Origin of the sequence: Paenarthrobacter sp. CM16 (assembly GCF_013179505.1) — a bacterium.
Classification (GTDB): domain Bacteria; phylum Actinomycetota; class Actinomycetes; order Actinomycetales; family Micrococcaceae; genus Arthrobacter.
This window is the reverse complement of record NZ_JABMCX010000117.1, coordinates 1-14,255: the sequence shown is the minus strand read 5'-3', so window position 1 is coordinate 14,255 and position 14,255 is coordinate 1. Positions and strand designations below refer to the sequence as shown.

The following is a 14,255-nucleotide window of genomic DNA, read 5'->3' as shown; positions in this document are numbered from 1 at the left end:
GCAACCGTTGCCGATAATGGGAATGGCGTTGGGGCTCAGGATGCCCGCGGGAAGGAGCTTCAGCTCATACTTCTCACCGCCAACAACCACGGTGTGCCCGGCGTTGTTACCGCCGTTGGGCTTGACCACGTAGTCAACGCGGCCACCGAGCAGATCGGTTGCTTTGCCTTTGCCTTCGTCGCCCCACTGGGCTCCGACGATCACGATAGCGGGCATGGGATCCTCCCCCATTCTTTCGGGCCCGGGCCCAGCCGGATGGCCAGGACGAGACGCCGTACATGAGAATGCCCCGAAGAAACCGGTGCAGCCTGCCACCAGGGCCGGCATACGCAAGAGTTCGGGGCTCTTACCAGCCAAGTTTAGCCGATGACACCGCTTTCTCTGGTGTCAAGGCGTTGCGAAAGGCCTCCTGGTGAAGTTTTCCCCCAGGAAACCCCGGCGGGGCCGCCACCGGCTATGGATCAGGCGGCCAGATTCCTGCAGGAGCCGCCCAACCCGGCAACCAGCCCCGCGTTGGTTGCTACGGAGGCGGACTTGGAAGTCCAGCCACCGTCCTTGATCACAATGGCAATCTGCAGCTCCGTTCCAAGCCCCAGAAGCCCACCCAGGAGATTGACCGGAACATCGGTAACATAGCCTGCCGCCGGCGAACCCGTGGTGTTGGACGTCAGCGAAAATCCTGTCAGCGGCGCCAGTGCCGAACCCAATCCGCTGGTGGATGCCTGCACTTCCGCGTTGGCTGAGGTGTACCCGGTTGGCGGTTTCCACAGAATACGAACGTAGGCCCCCAGTCCGAGGATGCCCGGGTTGTACGTGCACTGGCCGTTGAGCGCAGGAGCTGGAATAGTCACCGTCCCGAAGCTGCCGGACGCGAACTGTCCATGCTGCCACGCCGCCTCGGTGACGGCCGGCGGATTCATCACGGAAAGCACGACGGCGAGGGGCACCGCCAGCAACAGCCCGGCCATCCCAACCGATCTACGCCGCAACATGCTGTCCGCTCCTGCGTCGGCCGGCGCTCCTTGGCCACAGGACCCATGTCACCAGCGCCGATACTGCAACCGTGGTGGCGCCCAGGACCACTGGGTTGGCTGCAGCGGCCAGCGGGTGCGCGAGCCCCGGCGCGGACCAGAGCACCAGGCGGACTTTTTCCACCACATAAGGGGCGGGATCGGCTTCCGTGTTGGCGTCGCCTTTCATGGTGATCATTCGAGCGGCCCCCTCCACAGGGTCCACGGTTTGGACCCTGTGCGTGATGGGCAGCTTTCCAGGCCTGTCCACGGTGACCACGTCCCCAACGGTGATCTCCTGTGCCGGGATTTCCCGGACCACGGCCAGTGATCCGGCCGGAATTGCCGGGGACATGGACCCCGTCTTGAACATGATCAACGTGATGTTGAACAAGAGCGCGCACACCACTGCCAGGATGCAGACGGCACCGCCCGCGGCAGCGACGTTGAGCACGGTTTCCCGCAGCCTGCCCTGGATTTGTCCGCGGCTCATGAGTTTGAGGTGGCCGTAAATTGCCAGGTCGCAGTAGCAGTTTGGCCTTGCAGGGCGTTGTTGGCACCGGCCGGAAGCGTGACCTCGAAGCAGAACTGGGTAGGCGCTCCGGGCAACGTTGCCGACGCGGCTGCCAAGGGATTGACGACGCCGGCCGCTTGCCCTTGCGTGAACGCCTTGGCGCCGTCGCTGCCCACCACAAATGGTGGGTTCCCGGTGAACGAGGCAGCGTCGCACGTTGCGGAACGAACCACCCGGTAGCGCAGGGCTGCGCCAAGATCTGCAGTTCCCGTTCCGCTGCTGGTAACCGTTGGAACACCGAGCACCACTTCGCCTGCCACCGAGTTCGCCGTGGTTCGGATGGCGAAGGGTGCGTAGGCCACGCTGCCAGGGCTCATGGCAGTCGCGGTAAAAACCAGCGCTGCACCAGGCGAGGCGTTGTTGGGGCTCCAGGCCCCTGACGCGCTGTACGGCTTGGTGACGTTGGATTCCGTGGCGAACACACTCGCACCGAAGGAACCGGTGGCGAAGTCGCTGTCAGTCCACGAGGCCAGGGTCACGGAGCTCCCGAGCCCCAGCACCAGTGCCCCTGCAAGGAGTGCGCGGATGCGGAGCAGGCCCGCACCGCGCTTGGTTTCGGCATGTCGTCGGCCCATGGGTTACTGCGATTGTGCGGCGAATTCCCAAGTGGTGGTCCCGGATTGGGATTGGACGAGGTCATCGTCTGCGGTGATCCGGAAGCAGAGGTTCACGGCATCGCCGTTGGCTGTGCCTGTCCCCTGCGCAAGGTCGAAGGTGACGCTGCCCGGCGTCGTGCCCAACGCCTGTCCTGCGGCCACCAGCGTTTCCGTCACTGGTTCAGTGCACCCGAAACCAGCGGACTGCGTCAACGAGTACGTCAGGCCTGTCAGGGCTCCGGTGGAAGCTTCGGTAGTTACGGTGACGGTGGCATCGTTGGTTGATGTGTCGTCCAACCTGACGGCGAACGGCGCAGTGACCACATCGCCGGGTGCCAGGTTGCCCGGTGTGGCGGTGAAGCCCAGCGTTGCCGGGGCGGTGACCGGGTTCTCTCCGAACATGGTCCCGTCCGTACTGCCCTCAAGGTTGAAGGCACCGGCGGTGAACGTTCCTTGGGCAAATTCGGAATCGTTCCAAGCTGCCAAGGTAATGGCTGCGCCCACCCCCAGCACCAGGCCGCCGGCAAGGATGGCGCGGATCTTAGGTGACTTTCCAGGCTTGGTATCGCGATGATCCGCCTCTGGCGATGCTGTTGATGCAACCACTATTACCCCCACATTAGTTGTGATGCTGACGATCAGGAGATCGGAGCCCGGAGGTGGAGGTCCCCAGCTGGTTCCCCCAAAACCGATGGTTCCAACCCATCATCCCCGCGAAGGTATGTCAACGCTTTGACCTGCAGAAATAGCTACAAGACTCTACTTACCCGCCACGAACTTCAGCGCCGCTTCGGCAAAGGCCGGCCACTGTTCATGCGCATCAAACGGCAACTCCACCCAGTCCTTGTAGGGCCTGTTCAAACCTGATGGATCAAAGGGCACGGCTCCGGGCAGCGCGAGTGCGCGGGCGTGCTCCGCGGTGTCCCGGCCTAATTTGAAGACGATCTTGTCGCCGTTCAAACAGGCAAGCGCCTTCTTGTTCAGCATGAGTGAGGTGGCACCAAACATCTGCCCCATCACCACCCCGGCGGGCGCCAGGTCCTCCCCCAGCTCCTCAAAAGCGGAAACGGCGGCAGCGGACGAATCCTGTTTCTCCATAGGGCGCATCATGCACCACACCGCGTGGCGTCGTCGAGAGTATGCGCGGAGGGCTGGACGCCGCCGTCGAGACGCTGGACACGTTTCGGGGCAACACGCCGCGTCGCATTTAAAGGGCGCGCCGGAGCAGGACCCGTTAACCCCCATAGTCCGGTAAGGTTAGTTAGCCCCCAACAGCACCCTTTGAGGTTCGGCTGCGGCATGCCCGCGGCCCCTTGGAACGGTGCGCTGTAACACCTAGGAGACCTAACCCCTGATGCAAGAACTGGCGACTGAATCACCCGAAGAAATCCTCTGGAACCGCCGCTACGAACCGCACATCGCCGAGGTCAACGAGCTGTGCGACTCCATCAAGGAGCAGAAGCCGGGCAGCGAGGTCCTCTACATCGACCCCGCCCACAGCATGGATGACTGCCGCATCGTCAGCCTTTTCTCCAACCAGCGCACCACCACCGGCGAAGGTTTCATCACCCCCGGCGACGAAGAAGCCGCCACCCGCATGCTCGGCATGCAGTGGCAGCTGGGCCTCCGTCCCGAGCTCATGATGCCGTGGAACGCGTACCCGTGGATTGAGCCCTCCGAGGAACCTGGCAAGCTCACGCCGGCCAACATCACCGAAGGCCTCAAGCCGCTTCTGCGCCTCCTGCAGCTCCTGCCGCGCACCTCTGCCCTGGTGGCACACGGCAACGAGGCACACCGCCTGGCCGATCAGCTCATGAAGGCTGCACCGGCCAGCATTGCCCGCCGCGGCTTCAAGACCTTCAAGGTCCGCTCGCTCGGTGGCCGTTCCTTCGCCGGCACCCCGGCACGCCAGCAGGAATACCTGGATGCCATCCACGGCGCCTACGCCGAAGCCATGGCACGCACGGGTATTCCCCGCAAGGCGTAGTTCCTTTCGTTGCGTGGCCCGCTTTGCGCCCCAAACCTCCGGGTAAGCGCGTAGACCGGGCCTCACAACGCCCGCACCCTTCGTTGCGTGGCCCGCTTTGCGCCCCAAACCTCCGGGTAAGCGCGTAGACCGGGCCTCACAACGCCACGTACGACGGCGGCCCTCACCTTTCCGGTGAGGGCCGCCGTGGTCGTTGGGGTGCTGTTGTTGGGGCTTACTGAGGTGGCGGCGTTAGCCGACCAGCATGCTGCGGAGGTCCTTCAGGATCAGCTGTGCGCCTGTCGGGCCGAGGCCCAGGAACCAGACGTCATCGCTGATGGCCTTTGCCTTGCCGGCCTTGACTGCGCCGAGCTTGGGCCACACTGCGCCTTCAACCGCGGACGTCTCGCCCGTTGCCGAGGGGTCGCCGTAGCTGCTGTAGAAGATCCAGTCGGCGTCGGCCTGCTCGATGTTCTCGGCCGAAATCTCGGCAGCGAGTTCATCGATATTCTGGTTCTCCGGACGGGCAAGACCGGCGTCCTTCAAGATGACGCCGATCAGCGACTTGTTTGCGTACAGCCGGATCTTGCCCGGGAGGAAGCGGACCAGTGAGATCTTGGGATCGCCCTTGACCTCTGCCTTGAGGGCATCGGCTTCGGTCTGGTAGTCGTTGAGCGCCTTGACGGCCTTGTCTTCCTCGCCCAAGGACTTGCCCACCAGGAGGAAGTTCTCCTTCCACGGGAAGCCGGGACGGATGCTGAACACCGTGGGGGCAATGGTGGACAGTTGCTTGTACAGCTTGTCGGCCCGGAGCTGGCTGCCCAGGATGAGGTCCGGCTTCAGCGCAGCAATTGCTTCGAGGTTGAGGTCCTGGATGGTCCCCACCGAGGCCACGTCCTTGACCTTGTCAGCCAGGTACGTGGGGACAGGGTTGGCGCCTTCGGTGGTGGCCATGCCCACCGGCGTGATGCCAAGGGTCACCACATCGTCCAACTCGCCGGTGTCCAGGACCACCACGCGGGTGGGCTTCTTCTCCAGGGTGGTTTCGCCATTGGCATGCTTCAGGGTGCGCGGGAAAACGCCCGGGGCAGCGTCCGTGCCCAGCTTGGCCGTTTCCTGGTCCGCGGTGGTGAACTTGGAACCGCCCGTAGCAACATCAGCGTTGCCGGCGCTTGAGCCGGAGCCGCCACCGGCACCGCAGCCCGCGAGGAGACCCACCACTACGGCGGCACCGGCCACCTTCATGGCAAGTTTGCGTACGCGGGAAGCCTTACGCGGCTGCACTTCAAAATCGTCATTTTTCACTGGGTAAGGCTAACCTAATTAAGGCACACATTCGTGACGTTGTGATGACGGTCACGGACAATGGGCCGTCTTATTACTGCCCCTCTTCGAAATGGTCCCTGCTGTGTCCCCATCGACGGCGTCATGTCACAAGTAGCCGCCCCTGCCCGCCCGGCTGTCAGCGCGGCTGTCGGATCCGGCGTCGTCAACAAGTCCCGGTGGCGGGTCCTCTTCCTGGTCCTTGCGGCGGCAGTCCTTCTGGGCGCAGTGATTCTGAGCCTCGGCGTGGGAGCCAAATTCATCCCGGCCCCAACGGTGCTGGAAGCATTCACCAATCCGCAGGACACTGCGGATCACGCGATCATCCTGCAAAACAGGCTGCCGCGCACCCTGATGGGCATCGCCGTCGGAGTTTCGCTGGGTGTGGCCGGTGCGCTCATCCAGGCGATCACGCGCAATCCCTTGGCTGATCCGGGCATCCTGGGCGTCAACGCCGGTGCCTCGTTTGCCATTGTGGTGGCGATCGGAGTTTTCGGGATCGGCTCCCTCAGCGGTTACATCTGGTTCGCCTTTGCCGGGGCCATCCTGACCACCGCAGCGGTCTACCTGATCGGCACCTCCGGCCGGAACGTGGTTAATCCCATCCGGCTGACACTCGCCGGTGTTGCGTTGGGGGCTGTCCTCACGGGAATTGGCTCAGGGCTGACGCTCCTGAACCCTAAGGCTTTTGACCACTTGCGCTCCTGGAGCATCGGCTCGTTGGACACCCGAAGTATGGACGCAGTCATGACTGTGGCGCCGTTCATGGGCCTGGGACTGGTGATCGCCCTGTTCTGCGTGAGCGGGCTCAACGCCATGGCGCTGGGCGACGACCTTGCTACCTCCCTCGGCGCCAACGTCAACCGCACCCGCATCCTGGGCGTCGCGGCCATCACCCTCCTCAGCGGAGCAGCAACAGCCGGTGCCGGTGCCATCGGTTTCGTGGGCCTCATGATTCCGCACGTAGCCCGCTGGATCGTCGGCCCGGACCAGCGGTGGATTATGGCCACCACCGTGGTGCTCTCCCCCATCCTGCTGCTGGTCTCGGACGTTGTGGGCCGGATCGCCGCTCCCGGGGAACTCCAGGTGGGCGTGGTGACAGCCTTCATTGGCGCTCCGGTGCTGATCGCCCTGGCGCGGCGCCGGAAAGTGAGCGGGCTATGACGGACCTGAACCCCAGGACACGCCTTGATTTTGGCCGGCCCACGGTACTGCTCCGAAACCGTTGGCTGAGCTTCCGTGTCGACATCCGCAGCATCCTGGTGTGCGTTCCGTTGATTCTGGCCGCGCTGGCCGTGGCGGTGGCCAGCCTGGCAACCGGCGACTACGACGTTTCAGTGCCGCAAGTACTCCAGGCCTTCGCCGGCGACGCGCCGGGTCTTGCCCAAACCATCGTCATGGAGTGGCGGCTCCCGCGCGTCCTTGCAGCGCTGGTGTTCGGTGCGGCCTTGGGGATGAGCGGCGGAATCTTCCAATCCATGACCCGCAATCCGCTGGGCAGCCCGGACATCATCGGCTTCAACACTGGCGCCTACACGGGTGCCTTGATCGTGATGCTGACCATCGGCGGCGGATATTTAGGCATCGCTGCAGGGGCCTTGGTTGGCGGAATCCTCACCGCGTTGGCCGTCTACCTGCTGGCTTACCGGCGCGGCTCCCAAGGTTTCCGGCTCATTATTGTGGGCATCGGTATCAGCGCCATGCTGGCCGCCTTCAACCACTGGCTGATACTGCAGGCCGAGCTGGAGGCCGCCCTGGCAGCAGCTGTCTGGGGAGCCGGGTCCCTCAACGGCATCACCTGGGAGCAGGCGGCGCCCGCCGTCGTCGTGGTTGTTGTAGTTGCCTTGGGCACGCTGGGAGTCGCGCGCCGCATGCAGTTGCTGGAAATGGGCGACGACGCCGCACGCGCGTTGGGCGTCCGGGCGGAACCCACCCGTTTGCTGCTGCTCATCCTGGGTGTCGCACTGACGGCAGCGGTCACCGCCGTGGCCGGGCCCATCGCCTTCGTTGCCCTCGCGGCACCCCAGCTTGCCCGTCGCCTGACTCGAAGCGCCGGCATCACGCTGGTTCCCTCGGCTGTGATGGGCGCCTTCCTCCTGGTGGCCAGTGACCTCGCCGCCCAGCGCCTGTTTGCCCCGATCCAGCTGCCCGTGGGCGTTGTGACGGTGTGCATCGGCGGTATCTACCTCGTCTGGCTGCTGGCCAGGGAAGCAAGGAAATCATGAGCCTCACCACTGCCGCGCCACAGCTCCACGCCGAAGCACTCACCATCGGCTACGAGCAACGCGTCATTTCCGAGAACCTCAACGTGCGGATCCCTGAGGGGCAGTTCACGGTGATTGTCGGGCCCAATGCGTGCGGCAAATCAACGCTGCTGCGCGCCCTCGCCCGTCTCATCAAGCCCCGCAGCGGTCAGGTGCTGCTGGACGGCAAGTCCGTGACCTCCTTGCCGGCCAAGGAACTTGCCCGGCGCCTCGGGCTGTTGCCGCAGTCGTCCATAGCCCCCGACGGCATCACCGTAGCGGACCTCGTGGCCCGCGGGCGGTACCCGCACCAGAAGCTGCTGCGGCAGTGGTCCGAGGCTGACGAGATCGCCGTCGTGGAAGCCATGGAGGCCACCGGCGTCGCATCCTTGTCCGGCCGTTTGGTGGACGAACTCTCCGGCGGGCAGCGGCAGCGAGTGTGGGTGGCCATGGTCCTCGCCCAGCAAACACCGCTGATGCTCCTGGACGAACCCACCACATTCCTTGACATAGCCCACCAGATTGAACTGTTGGAACTCTTCCGCGAGCTCAACCTGGACAAGGGCCACACCCTGGTTGCCGTGCTCCACGACCTCAACCATGCCAGCCGCTACGCGGACCACATCATCGCCATGAAGGACGGCGTGGTGGTGGCCGAGGGCGCTCCCGCTTCCGTGATCACCGAATCCCTGGTGGAGGAAGTGTTCGGCATGGCCTGCCGGATTATTGACGACCCCGTGACGCACACGCCGCTGGTGGTTCCGCTGGGGCGGCCGCGGCACTCCGCTGTCACGGACTGAGCGCTGTATCGGACGGAGCGCTGTTACGGACAAACGCGCTTAACGACGACGGCGACCCTCGCCTTTCGGTGAGGATCGCCGTCGTCGTGTGTTTTGTTGAGTCCGCTTTAGCGGGCTTCGAGCGCTGCCTTGGCCTTGGGGTCCGAGTCGTTCAGGAACTTCTCGATCCGCTCCGGCTCTTCAGCCTCGCCGATCGCCGACGCCGCACGGCCCAAAGCGTAGAGAGCACGCAGGAAGCCCTGGTTGGGCTCGTGCTCCCACGGGATGGGTCCGACTCCGCGCCAACCGTTGCGGCGCAGGGAGTCCAGTCCGCGGTGGTAGCCAACGCGGGCGTAGGCGTAGGACTCGATGGTCCGGCCTTCGGCCCAGGCTTCCTCGGCGAGGATGGCCCACAGCAAGGACGACGTAGGGTTTTTGGCCACCAGGTCCAGCGCTTCGTTGCCGAGCGCCAGGTGCTGGTAGATCTCGGTTTCAGCGGGCAGGAGCGTAGGCTCCGGCCCCATCAGGTTCTTGCGGAATTCGTCAGACATTAGAAGGTCTTGCCCACCGAACCGAGCTGCTGTGCGGCTTCGACGATGCGCGCGGCCATGCCGGCTTCGGCCGAAGCACCCCAGACGCGGGGGTCGTAGGTCTTCTTGTTGCCCATTTCGCCGTCGACCTTCAGGACGCCGTCGTAGTTGGAGAACATGTGGCCGGCAACCGGGCGGGTGAACGCGTACTGGGTGTCGGTGTCGATGTTCATCTTGATGACACCGTAGGAAACGGCGTCAGCGATTTCCTGCTCGGTGGAGCCCGAACCGCCATGGAAGACGAGGTCGAACGGGTTTTCCTTGCCGATCTTGGCGCCAACCTCGGATTGGATCTGCTTGAGCAGTTCCGGGCGGAGCTTGACGTTGCCCGGCTTGTAGACGCCGTGCACGTTGCCGAAGGTCAGCGCGGTGAGGTAGCGGCCGTGTTCGCCGGCGCCGAGTGCCTCGATCGTGGCGAGGGCGTCCTCGGTGGTGGTGTAGAGCTTCTCGTTGATTTCGTTCTCTACGCCGTCTTCTTCGCCACCAACGGTGCCGATTTCAACTTCGAGGATGATCTTCGCAGCAGCTGCGCGTTCCAGCAGTTCGCGGCCGATGCGCAGGTTCTCCGGGAGGGTTTCGTGCGAGCCGTCCCACATGTGCGAGTTGAAGATGGGGTCGTTACCGGCCTTGACGGCTTCCTCGGAAGCTGCCAGCAGCGGCAGGACGAAGTCCGCCAGCTTGTCCTGCGGGCAGTGGTCCGTGTGGAGGGCGATGTTGACGTTGTAGTTCTTGGCAACTTCGCGGGCGAACGCTGCGAAGCCGAGGGAACCGGCAACCATGTCCTTGATCGAAGCGCCGGACCAGTAGGCTGCGCCACCGGTGGAAACCTGGATGATGCCATCGGATTCGGCCTCGGCGAAACCGCGGATCGCAGCGTTCAGAGTCTGCGACGACGTCACGTTGACCGCGGGGAAAGCGAATCCGCCAGCCTTTGCGCGGTCAATCATCTCGGAGTAAATCTCTGGGGTTGCAATGGGCATGGTGACTCCTATGCTGAATTCGTCTGTGGGTGGGTAACCCTGGAGTAGACCGCTTACGGCTAGCACCCATCCTAGCGATATCCGCCGGGACGCCGTGTTTCGGGTCACTGGGGGTTCTTAACACTTCCGCCGAGTTGGCACTCCGCCAGCTACCCTGATTCATCGAGACGGTGGATATACTGCCGGAATGGAGATCCCCCCGAGCGCAAACCATCAGCCCCGCCCAACGCCACCCCTGCCGCACCAGGGCGGTACTTTCCCGGAAGCGCACCCCGGGCGGAAGCGGAAGATGATTATTGCCATTGCAGCGGGCGCGGCGGTCTTCCTCACGGCAGCCATCGTTGCCCTGGTTCTCCTGGTTTTACCGCTGTTCTCACCGGACCGGGGCATGAGCGGCACAGCAAAAACATACTTCCAGGCCCTGATCGATGGTGACAGTGAGAAAGCCCTCAGCGTATCGGACCCCGGCGTCCCGGAGAATGAACGGGCTCTCCTCCAAAACAACGTGTATAAAAATGCAAAGCAGCACATTGACGGTTACCGGATCCTGGAGGCAAGGTCGGAGTTCGTCACTGCCGAAGTCACCCAGAACGGCCGCAAGCAGGAAATCATTCTGAGGATGACCAAGTCACGTGAAGGCGAGTGGAAGGTTGGGCCCAAAAACTTCCAGAAAATCCGGATCAGTTCCAGCCGTCCCGTGGGGTCGTTCACCGTGAACGGCGTGGTTGTTGCCGCTCCTGACTCCGGAACCGCTGCCAGTGATTCCCTGCTGATGCCGGCCTTCCCCGGCGAGTACACCCTCGGCATTTCCGGAGACAAGTACACAACGGCAGAAGAGCAGAAGGCCTTGATCAGCATTGACCGGGCGATTTCCAAGAACCCCGAAAGATTGAAAGTGTTACCCACCCAGCTGCTCCTGGACGAGACCCGGACACTTCTTGAGAACAAACGGACCGAATGCACTGCCTCCGCTCCGGCTAGTACCGCCGAAGCGACGCGTCGTGGCTGTTCCGGGTTTGCGATCTCCGAATACCGACCTACCCGCAACGTGAAATGGACCATCGAGAAGGAGCCCACCTTCACTCTCCTTCGCGGCGAGGACAGTTGGATCATTCAGTCGGCGCAATCGGGCGCGGCTTCGGTGAGCTACGAAGTGAACAGCGGCCGTGACGACGCCCCGCAATGGGAGCCGAAGGTTGAGATTGTAATACCCAGAGCCTCAGGAGAGATCCACATCGTCGACGGAAAAGCGACTCTCAAAGACCAATAGAACGGCAGCTGCCCGGGGTGATACTGACAGCTCGCCTAGCTCACGGGCTGTTGGAACACGTGGCGGCGGACCCAGGCGTGCATGGCGATGGCGGCCGCGGAGGCAGCATTCATGGACCGGGTGGAGCCGAACTGCTCGATGGAAAGCGTGGCGACGGCGGCATCGTGCACCTCGGGTGTCAGGCCGGGCCCTTCCTGCCCGAACACCAGCACGCAGTTCTTCGGGAGGTCGTACGTCTCCAACGGCACCGAATCGGGGAAGATATCGATGCCGATCACGGCAAGCCCCTCCCCCTCGGCCCACTGCACGAAGTCCTCGACCGTCGGGTGGTGGCGGACGTGCTGGTAGCGGTCGGTGACCATGGCCCCGCGACGGTTCCACCGGCGTCGACCAATGATGTGGACCTCCTTGGCGAGGAACGCGTTGGCGGTCCGGACCACCGTGCCGATGTTGAGGTCGTGCTGCCAGTTTTCAATGGCGATGTGGAAATCGTGCCGTTTGGAATCAAGGTCCGCAACGATCGCGTCATGCTTCCAGTACCTGTACTGGTCCACCACGTTGCGGCGGTCACCGTCCCTCAACAGGTCCGGGTCCCAGTGGTCACCAACGGGCCACTCACCTTCCCAGGGCCCGACGCCGACCTCGGGTTTCGCTTCCGCCTCGCCGTCCCCTGTGGTGTCGGCAGAGGACAGGGCAGGGGTGGGCAGGGCTGTAGTGGGGGGAAGGTCAGTCACCCCTCAACTTTAGCCCTGCCGCAGGAACCCTCCTGGACTAGCCCATCTTCCACTTGTTGATGCGGTACGAGTTGGCCAACTGCTCAAAGAGCCCCGGGTGCGCGTCCCAGTATTCCTTGTGGCCGCTGACGCCCAGCATCTGCGGTGTTCCCCAGGGAGTTACGGAGAACAGGTTGACGGCCTGGATCGCTTCGCCACGGGCGTTGGTGCAGGTGAAACCGACGACCACGGCGGCGCCACGGCGGAACTCACGGATTTCCGGCATTGAGGTCTTGAAGTCCGAAGCGCACTTGTGGCCCACCAGGTTCTGCGGCAGCTCGGTGGCCGACATGCCCTTGTAGCGGGCTTCGATGTCCTGGATGGCCTTCTTGATCTCGGCCGGATCCTTGCCGAACTTGCCTTCCTCGGACTCCGCGAAGAAGGCATAGGCGAGCGCGATGCCATCGCCGTCGGTCTCCACCGTGCCCTGGGCCTTCTTCTGGATCTCTTCACCCGTGGTGGGGTCCTTGGTAATGCCGAACGACTCGTCGTGGGTCCACTCGGCCAGGTACTGGAAGGACGACTCGCCCGTAACCCACTTGTTGAAGAGGGGATCGCCATCGGCAGGAACGTTGGCGGGACCGGCGAGTTGTTCCCACACTGCCGGCAACGGGATGGCCCCTGCAGGCATCCCGGAGGGCGCCGAAGAATCACCCGAAGGCTCGGCGGACGGTTCAGCGGACGGCTCGGCCGCCGCCTCCGACGCTTCGTCCGAGGACGTCACAGACGGCGCGGGAGACTCCACTGCGGTGGGCTTGATCATGGACGGAATCAACCACGTGAACGCCACCACCAGGGCAATAATCACGACGACGGCGACACCACCCAGGATGAGGAACAAGGACTTCTTGTTGTGGTCGCCCGGGTTCTGGCCTGGGTGGCCTGGGTAACCGGGCTGGCCCGGGTAGCCAGGCTGGCCGGGTCCGCCGGGCTGGCCCGGGTAGCCGGCTCCGGGCGGAGGGAAGCCCGGCTGGTCCTGCTGCGGCTGGGGGTAGCGGTGCACGGTTTCGGCGTATTCGCCGTCGGGGTTGCCCTGCTGGTTCGCTTGCTGCTGCGTGGGGTAAGCCTGAGTCGGCGGCTGCTGGGTGGGGTAAGCCTGCGTCGGCGGCTGCTGGGTGGGGAAGGCCTCGGTCTGGCCGCCATTGGGCTGGTATTGACCCTGCCCGTACTGGCCTTGGCCGGTGTCGTAGCGGGGCTGCGGTACGCCGTCGGGGTTGAAGGGAGGCTGAGGCGCTCCGTTGTTATTGCTCATGACAGGCCCTTTCGAATGCAGTGGGTCACCGGGATGTTTCTGGGACACCCGATGGATAAACCGGAAGAGGGGACCTGCTGAAGCATAGGCGCCGCATAAAAACCACTGTGTCGATCCCCCGACCCACGGCGGTGGCACGCCTGCGCCGCCACAAGCGTAGTCGAGCCTGAGCCGCCGGGGGCAAGTCACAGCAGTTTTCCACATGGGCAGAACTACCCACATAAGCAGGATCCCGGGATGTCCGGACCGCGGATTGATGGAAGACTGGTGGAAGTGCATGAACAACCCCAGCCGGAGGCAAATATGGCAGAAGAAACCACGTCCACATCGGTTTATCGGAACGGCCACGAAATCGAGTGCTGGCTCACGGATATGGACGGCGTCCTGGTCCATGAGAACCAGGCGATCCCCGGCGCGGCTGAACTCATTCAGCGCTGGGTGGATACGTCCAAGCGGTTCCTGGTCCTGACCAACAACTCCATCTTCACTCCCCGCGACCTCGCAGCCCGCCTGCGCGCGTCAGGACTGGAGGTTCCGGAAGAGAATATCTGGACGTCCGCGCTGGCCACGGCCCAGTTCCTCAAGGACCAAGTGCAGTCCTCGGATTCGGGCAACCGCGCCTACACCATCGGCGAAGCCGGGCTCACAACGGCCTTGCACGAGGCCGGGTTCATCCTCACCGATACTGATCCCGATTTCGTGGTGCTGGGCGAGACCCGCACCTACTCCTTCGAAGCGATCACCATGGCCGTCCGCCACATCCTGGCCGGTGCCCGGTTCATCGCGACCAACCCCGATGCCACAGGTCCTTCCAAGGACGGCCCCATGCCCGCCACCGGAGCCATAGCTGCCATGATCACCAAGGCCACGGGCCGCGAGCCGTACATTGTGGGCAAACC

17 protein-coding genes are annotated in these 14,255 nt (G+C 63.8%); 6 read left to right on the top strand and 11 right to left on the bottom strand.

Going from position 1 to position 14,255, the window contains the following annotated elements; genetic code table 11:
- The 6 genes from HP499_RS12040 to HP499_RS12015 all read right to left on the bottom strand — a co-directional run.
- A partial coding sequence (locus tag HP499_RS12040; protein WP_172324289.1) for an adenylosuccinate synthetase occupies positions 1–216 on the bottom strand: 216 nt, incomplete at its 3' end.
- Positions 217–461: 245 nt separating this feature from the next.
- Positions 462–992 carry a hypothetical protein gene (locus HP499_RS12035; protein ID WP_172324288.1) on the bottom strand — a complete coding sequence of 177 codons (531 nt, stop codon included), beginning with the start codon at positions 990–992 and terminating at the stop codon, positions 462–464.
- A complete protein-coding gene (locus HP499_RS12030; protein WP_172324287.1) occupies positions 979–1,503 on the bottom strand; it encodes a signal peptidase I in 525 nt (174 codons plus the stop codon). The genes HP499_RS12035 and HP499_RS12030 overlap by 14 nt, the downstream gene beginning before the upstream one ends.
- On the bottom strand, positions 1,500–2,159 hold the full coding sequence (locus HP499_RS12025) for a SipW-dependent-type signal peptide-containing protein (RefSeq protein WP_172324286.1): 660 nt from the start codon (positions 2,157–2,159) through the stop codon (positions 1,500–1,502). The genes HP499_RS12030 and HP499_RS12025 overlap by 4 nt, the downstream gene beginning before the upstream one ends.
- A 3-nt stretch (positions 2,160–2,162) precedes the next feature.
- Positions 2,163–2,786 (bottom strand): SipW-dependent-type signal peptide-containing protein, encoded by a 624-nt coding sequence (locus HP499_RS12020; RefSeq protein WP_309138382.1) that lies wholly within the window; start codon positions 2,784–2,786, stop codon positions 2,163–2,165.
- A 153-nt stretch (positions 2,787–2,939) separates the two neighbouring features.
- Complete coding sequence (locus HP499_RS12015) at positions 2,940–3,278, bottom strand: hypothetical protein (protein ID WP_172324285.1); 339 nt, start codon at positions 3,276–3,278, stop codon at positions 2,940–2,942.
- 256 nt (positions 3,279–3,534) lie between these two features.
- Between HP499_RS12015 and HP499_RS12010 the strand changes: the two genes are divergently transcribed.
- Positions 3,535–4,167 carry a uracil-DNA glycosylase gene (locus tag HP499_RS12010; RefSeq protein ID WP_172324284.1) on the top strand — a complete coding sequence of 211 codons (633 nt, stop codon included), beginning with the start codon at positions 3,535–3,537 and terminating at the stop codon, positions 4,165–4,167.
- 231 nt (positions 4,168–4,398) lie between these two features.
- Here the strand turns inward: HP499_RS12010 and HP499_RS12005 are convergent, their stop codons facing one another.
- Entirely contained in the window at positions 4,399–5,391 is a 993-nt protein-coding gene (locus HP499_RS12005) for an ABC transporter substrate-binding protein (RefSeq protein ID WP_172324291.1), read from the bottom strand.
- Positions 5,392–5,574: 183 nt separating this feature from the next.
- On the opposite strand from HP499_RS12005, the gene HP499_RS12000 reads away from it, so the two are divergent.
- From HP499_RS12000 to HP499_RS11990, 3 genes are read left to right on the top strand one after another with little or no spacing between them, the layout of a single operon-like run.
- On the top strand, positions 5,575–6,633 hold the full coding sequence (locus HP499_RS12000; protein WP_253951541.1) for an iron chelate uptake ABC transporter family permease subunit: 1,059 nt from the start codon (positions 5,575–5,577) through the stop codon (positions 6,631–6,633).
- Positions 6,630–7,694 carry an iron-enterobactin ABC transporter permease gene (gene fepG / locus HP499_RS11995; RefSeq protein WP_172324282.1) on the top strand — a complete coding sequence of 355 codons (1,065 nt, stop codon included), beginning with the start codon at positions 6,630–6,632 and terminating at the stop codon, positions 7,692–7,694. The genes HP499_RS12000 and fepG overlap by 4 nt, the downstream gene beginning before the upstream one ends.
- Complete coding sequence (locus tag HP499_RS11990) at positions 7,691–8,512, top strand: ABC transporter ATP-binding protein (protein WP_172324281.1); 822 nt, start codon at positions 7,691–7,693, stop codon at positions 8,510–8,512. Before fepG ends, HP499_RS11990 begins: the two co-directional genes overlap by 4 nt.
- 107 nt (positions 8,513–8,619) lie before the next feature.
- On the opposite strand, the gene HP499_RS11985 is transcribed toward HP499_RS11990, so the two are convergent.
- A complete protein-coding gene (locus tag HP499_RS11985; RefSeq protein WP_011773312.1) occupies positions 8,620–9,042 on the bottom strand; it encodes a DUF3151 domain-containing protein in 423 nt (140 codons plus the stop codon).
- On the bottom strand, positions 9,042–10,061 hold the full coding sequence (fbaA, locus tag HP499_RS11980) for a class II fructose-bisphosphate aldolase (protein WP_026542313.1): 1,020 nt from the start codon (positions 10,059–10,061) through the stop codon (positions 9,042–9,044). The genes HP499_RS11985 and fbaA overlap by 1 nt, the downstream gene beginning before the upstream one ends.
- Before the next feature lie 187 nt (positions 10,062–10,248).
- On the opposite strand from fbaA, the gene HP499_RS11975 reads away from it, so the two are divergent.
- The gene (locus HP499_RS11975; RefSeq protein ID WP_172324280.1) at positions 10,249–11,331 is read left to right on the top strand and encodes a hypothetical protein; all 1,083 of its coding nucleotides are present in this window, start codon (positions 10,249–10,251) and stop codon (positions 11,329–11,331) included.
- Positions 11,332–11,366: 35 nt separating this feature from the next.
- Here the strand turns inward: HP499_RS11975 and HP499_RS11970 are convergent, their stop codons facing one another.
- Together HP499_RS11970 and HP499_RS11965 are read right to left on the bottom strand one after the other, a co-directional pair.
- Positions 11,367–12,065 (bottom strand): TrmH family RNA methyltransferase, encoded by a 699-nt coding sequence (locus HP499_RS11970; RefSeq protein ID WP_172324279.1) that lies wholly within the window; start codon positions 12,063–12,065, stop codon positions 11,367–11,369.
- 37 nt (positions 12,066–12,102) lie between these two features.
- The gene (locus HP499_RS11965) at positions 12,103–13,356 is read right to left on the bottom strand and encodes a hypothetical protein (protein WP_172324278.1); all 1,254 of its coding nucleotides are present in this window, start codon (positions 13,354–13,356) and stop codon (positions 12,103–12,105) included.
- A gap of 303 nt (positions 13,357–13,659) precedes the next feature.
- Between HP499_RS11965 and HP499_RS11960 the strand changes: the two genes are divergently transcribed.
- Positions 13,660–14,255: HAD-IIA family hydrolase (locus tag HP499_RS11960; RefSeq protein ID WP_172324290.1), on the top strand; the 596-nt coding region annotated here is incomplete at its 3' end.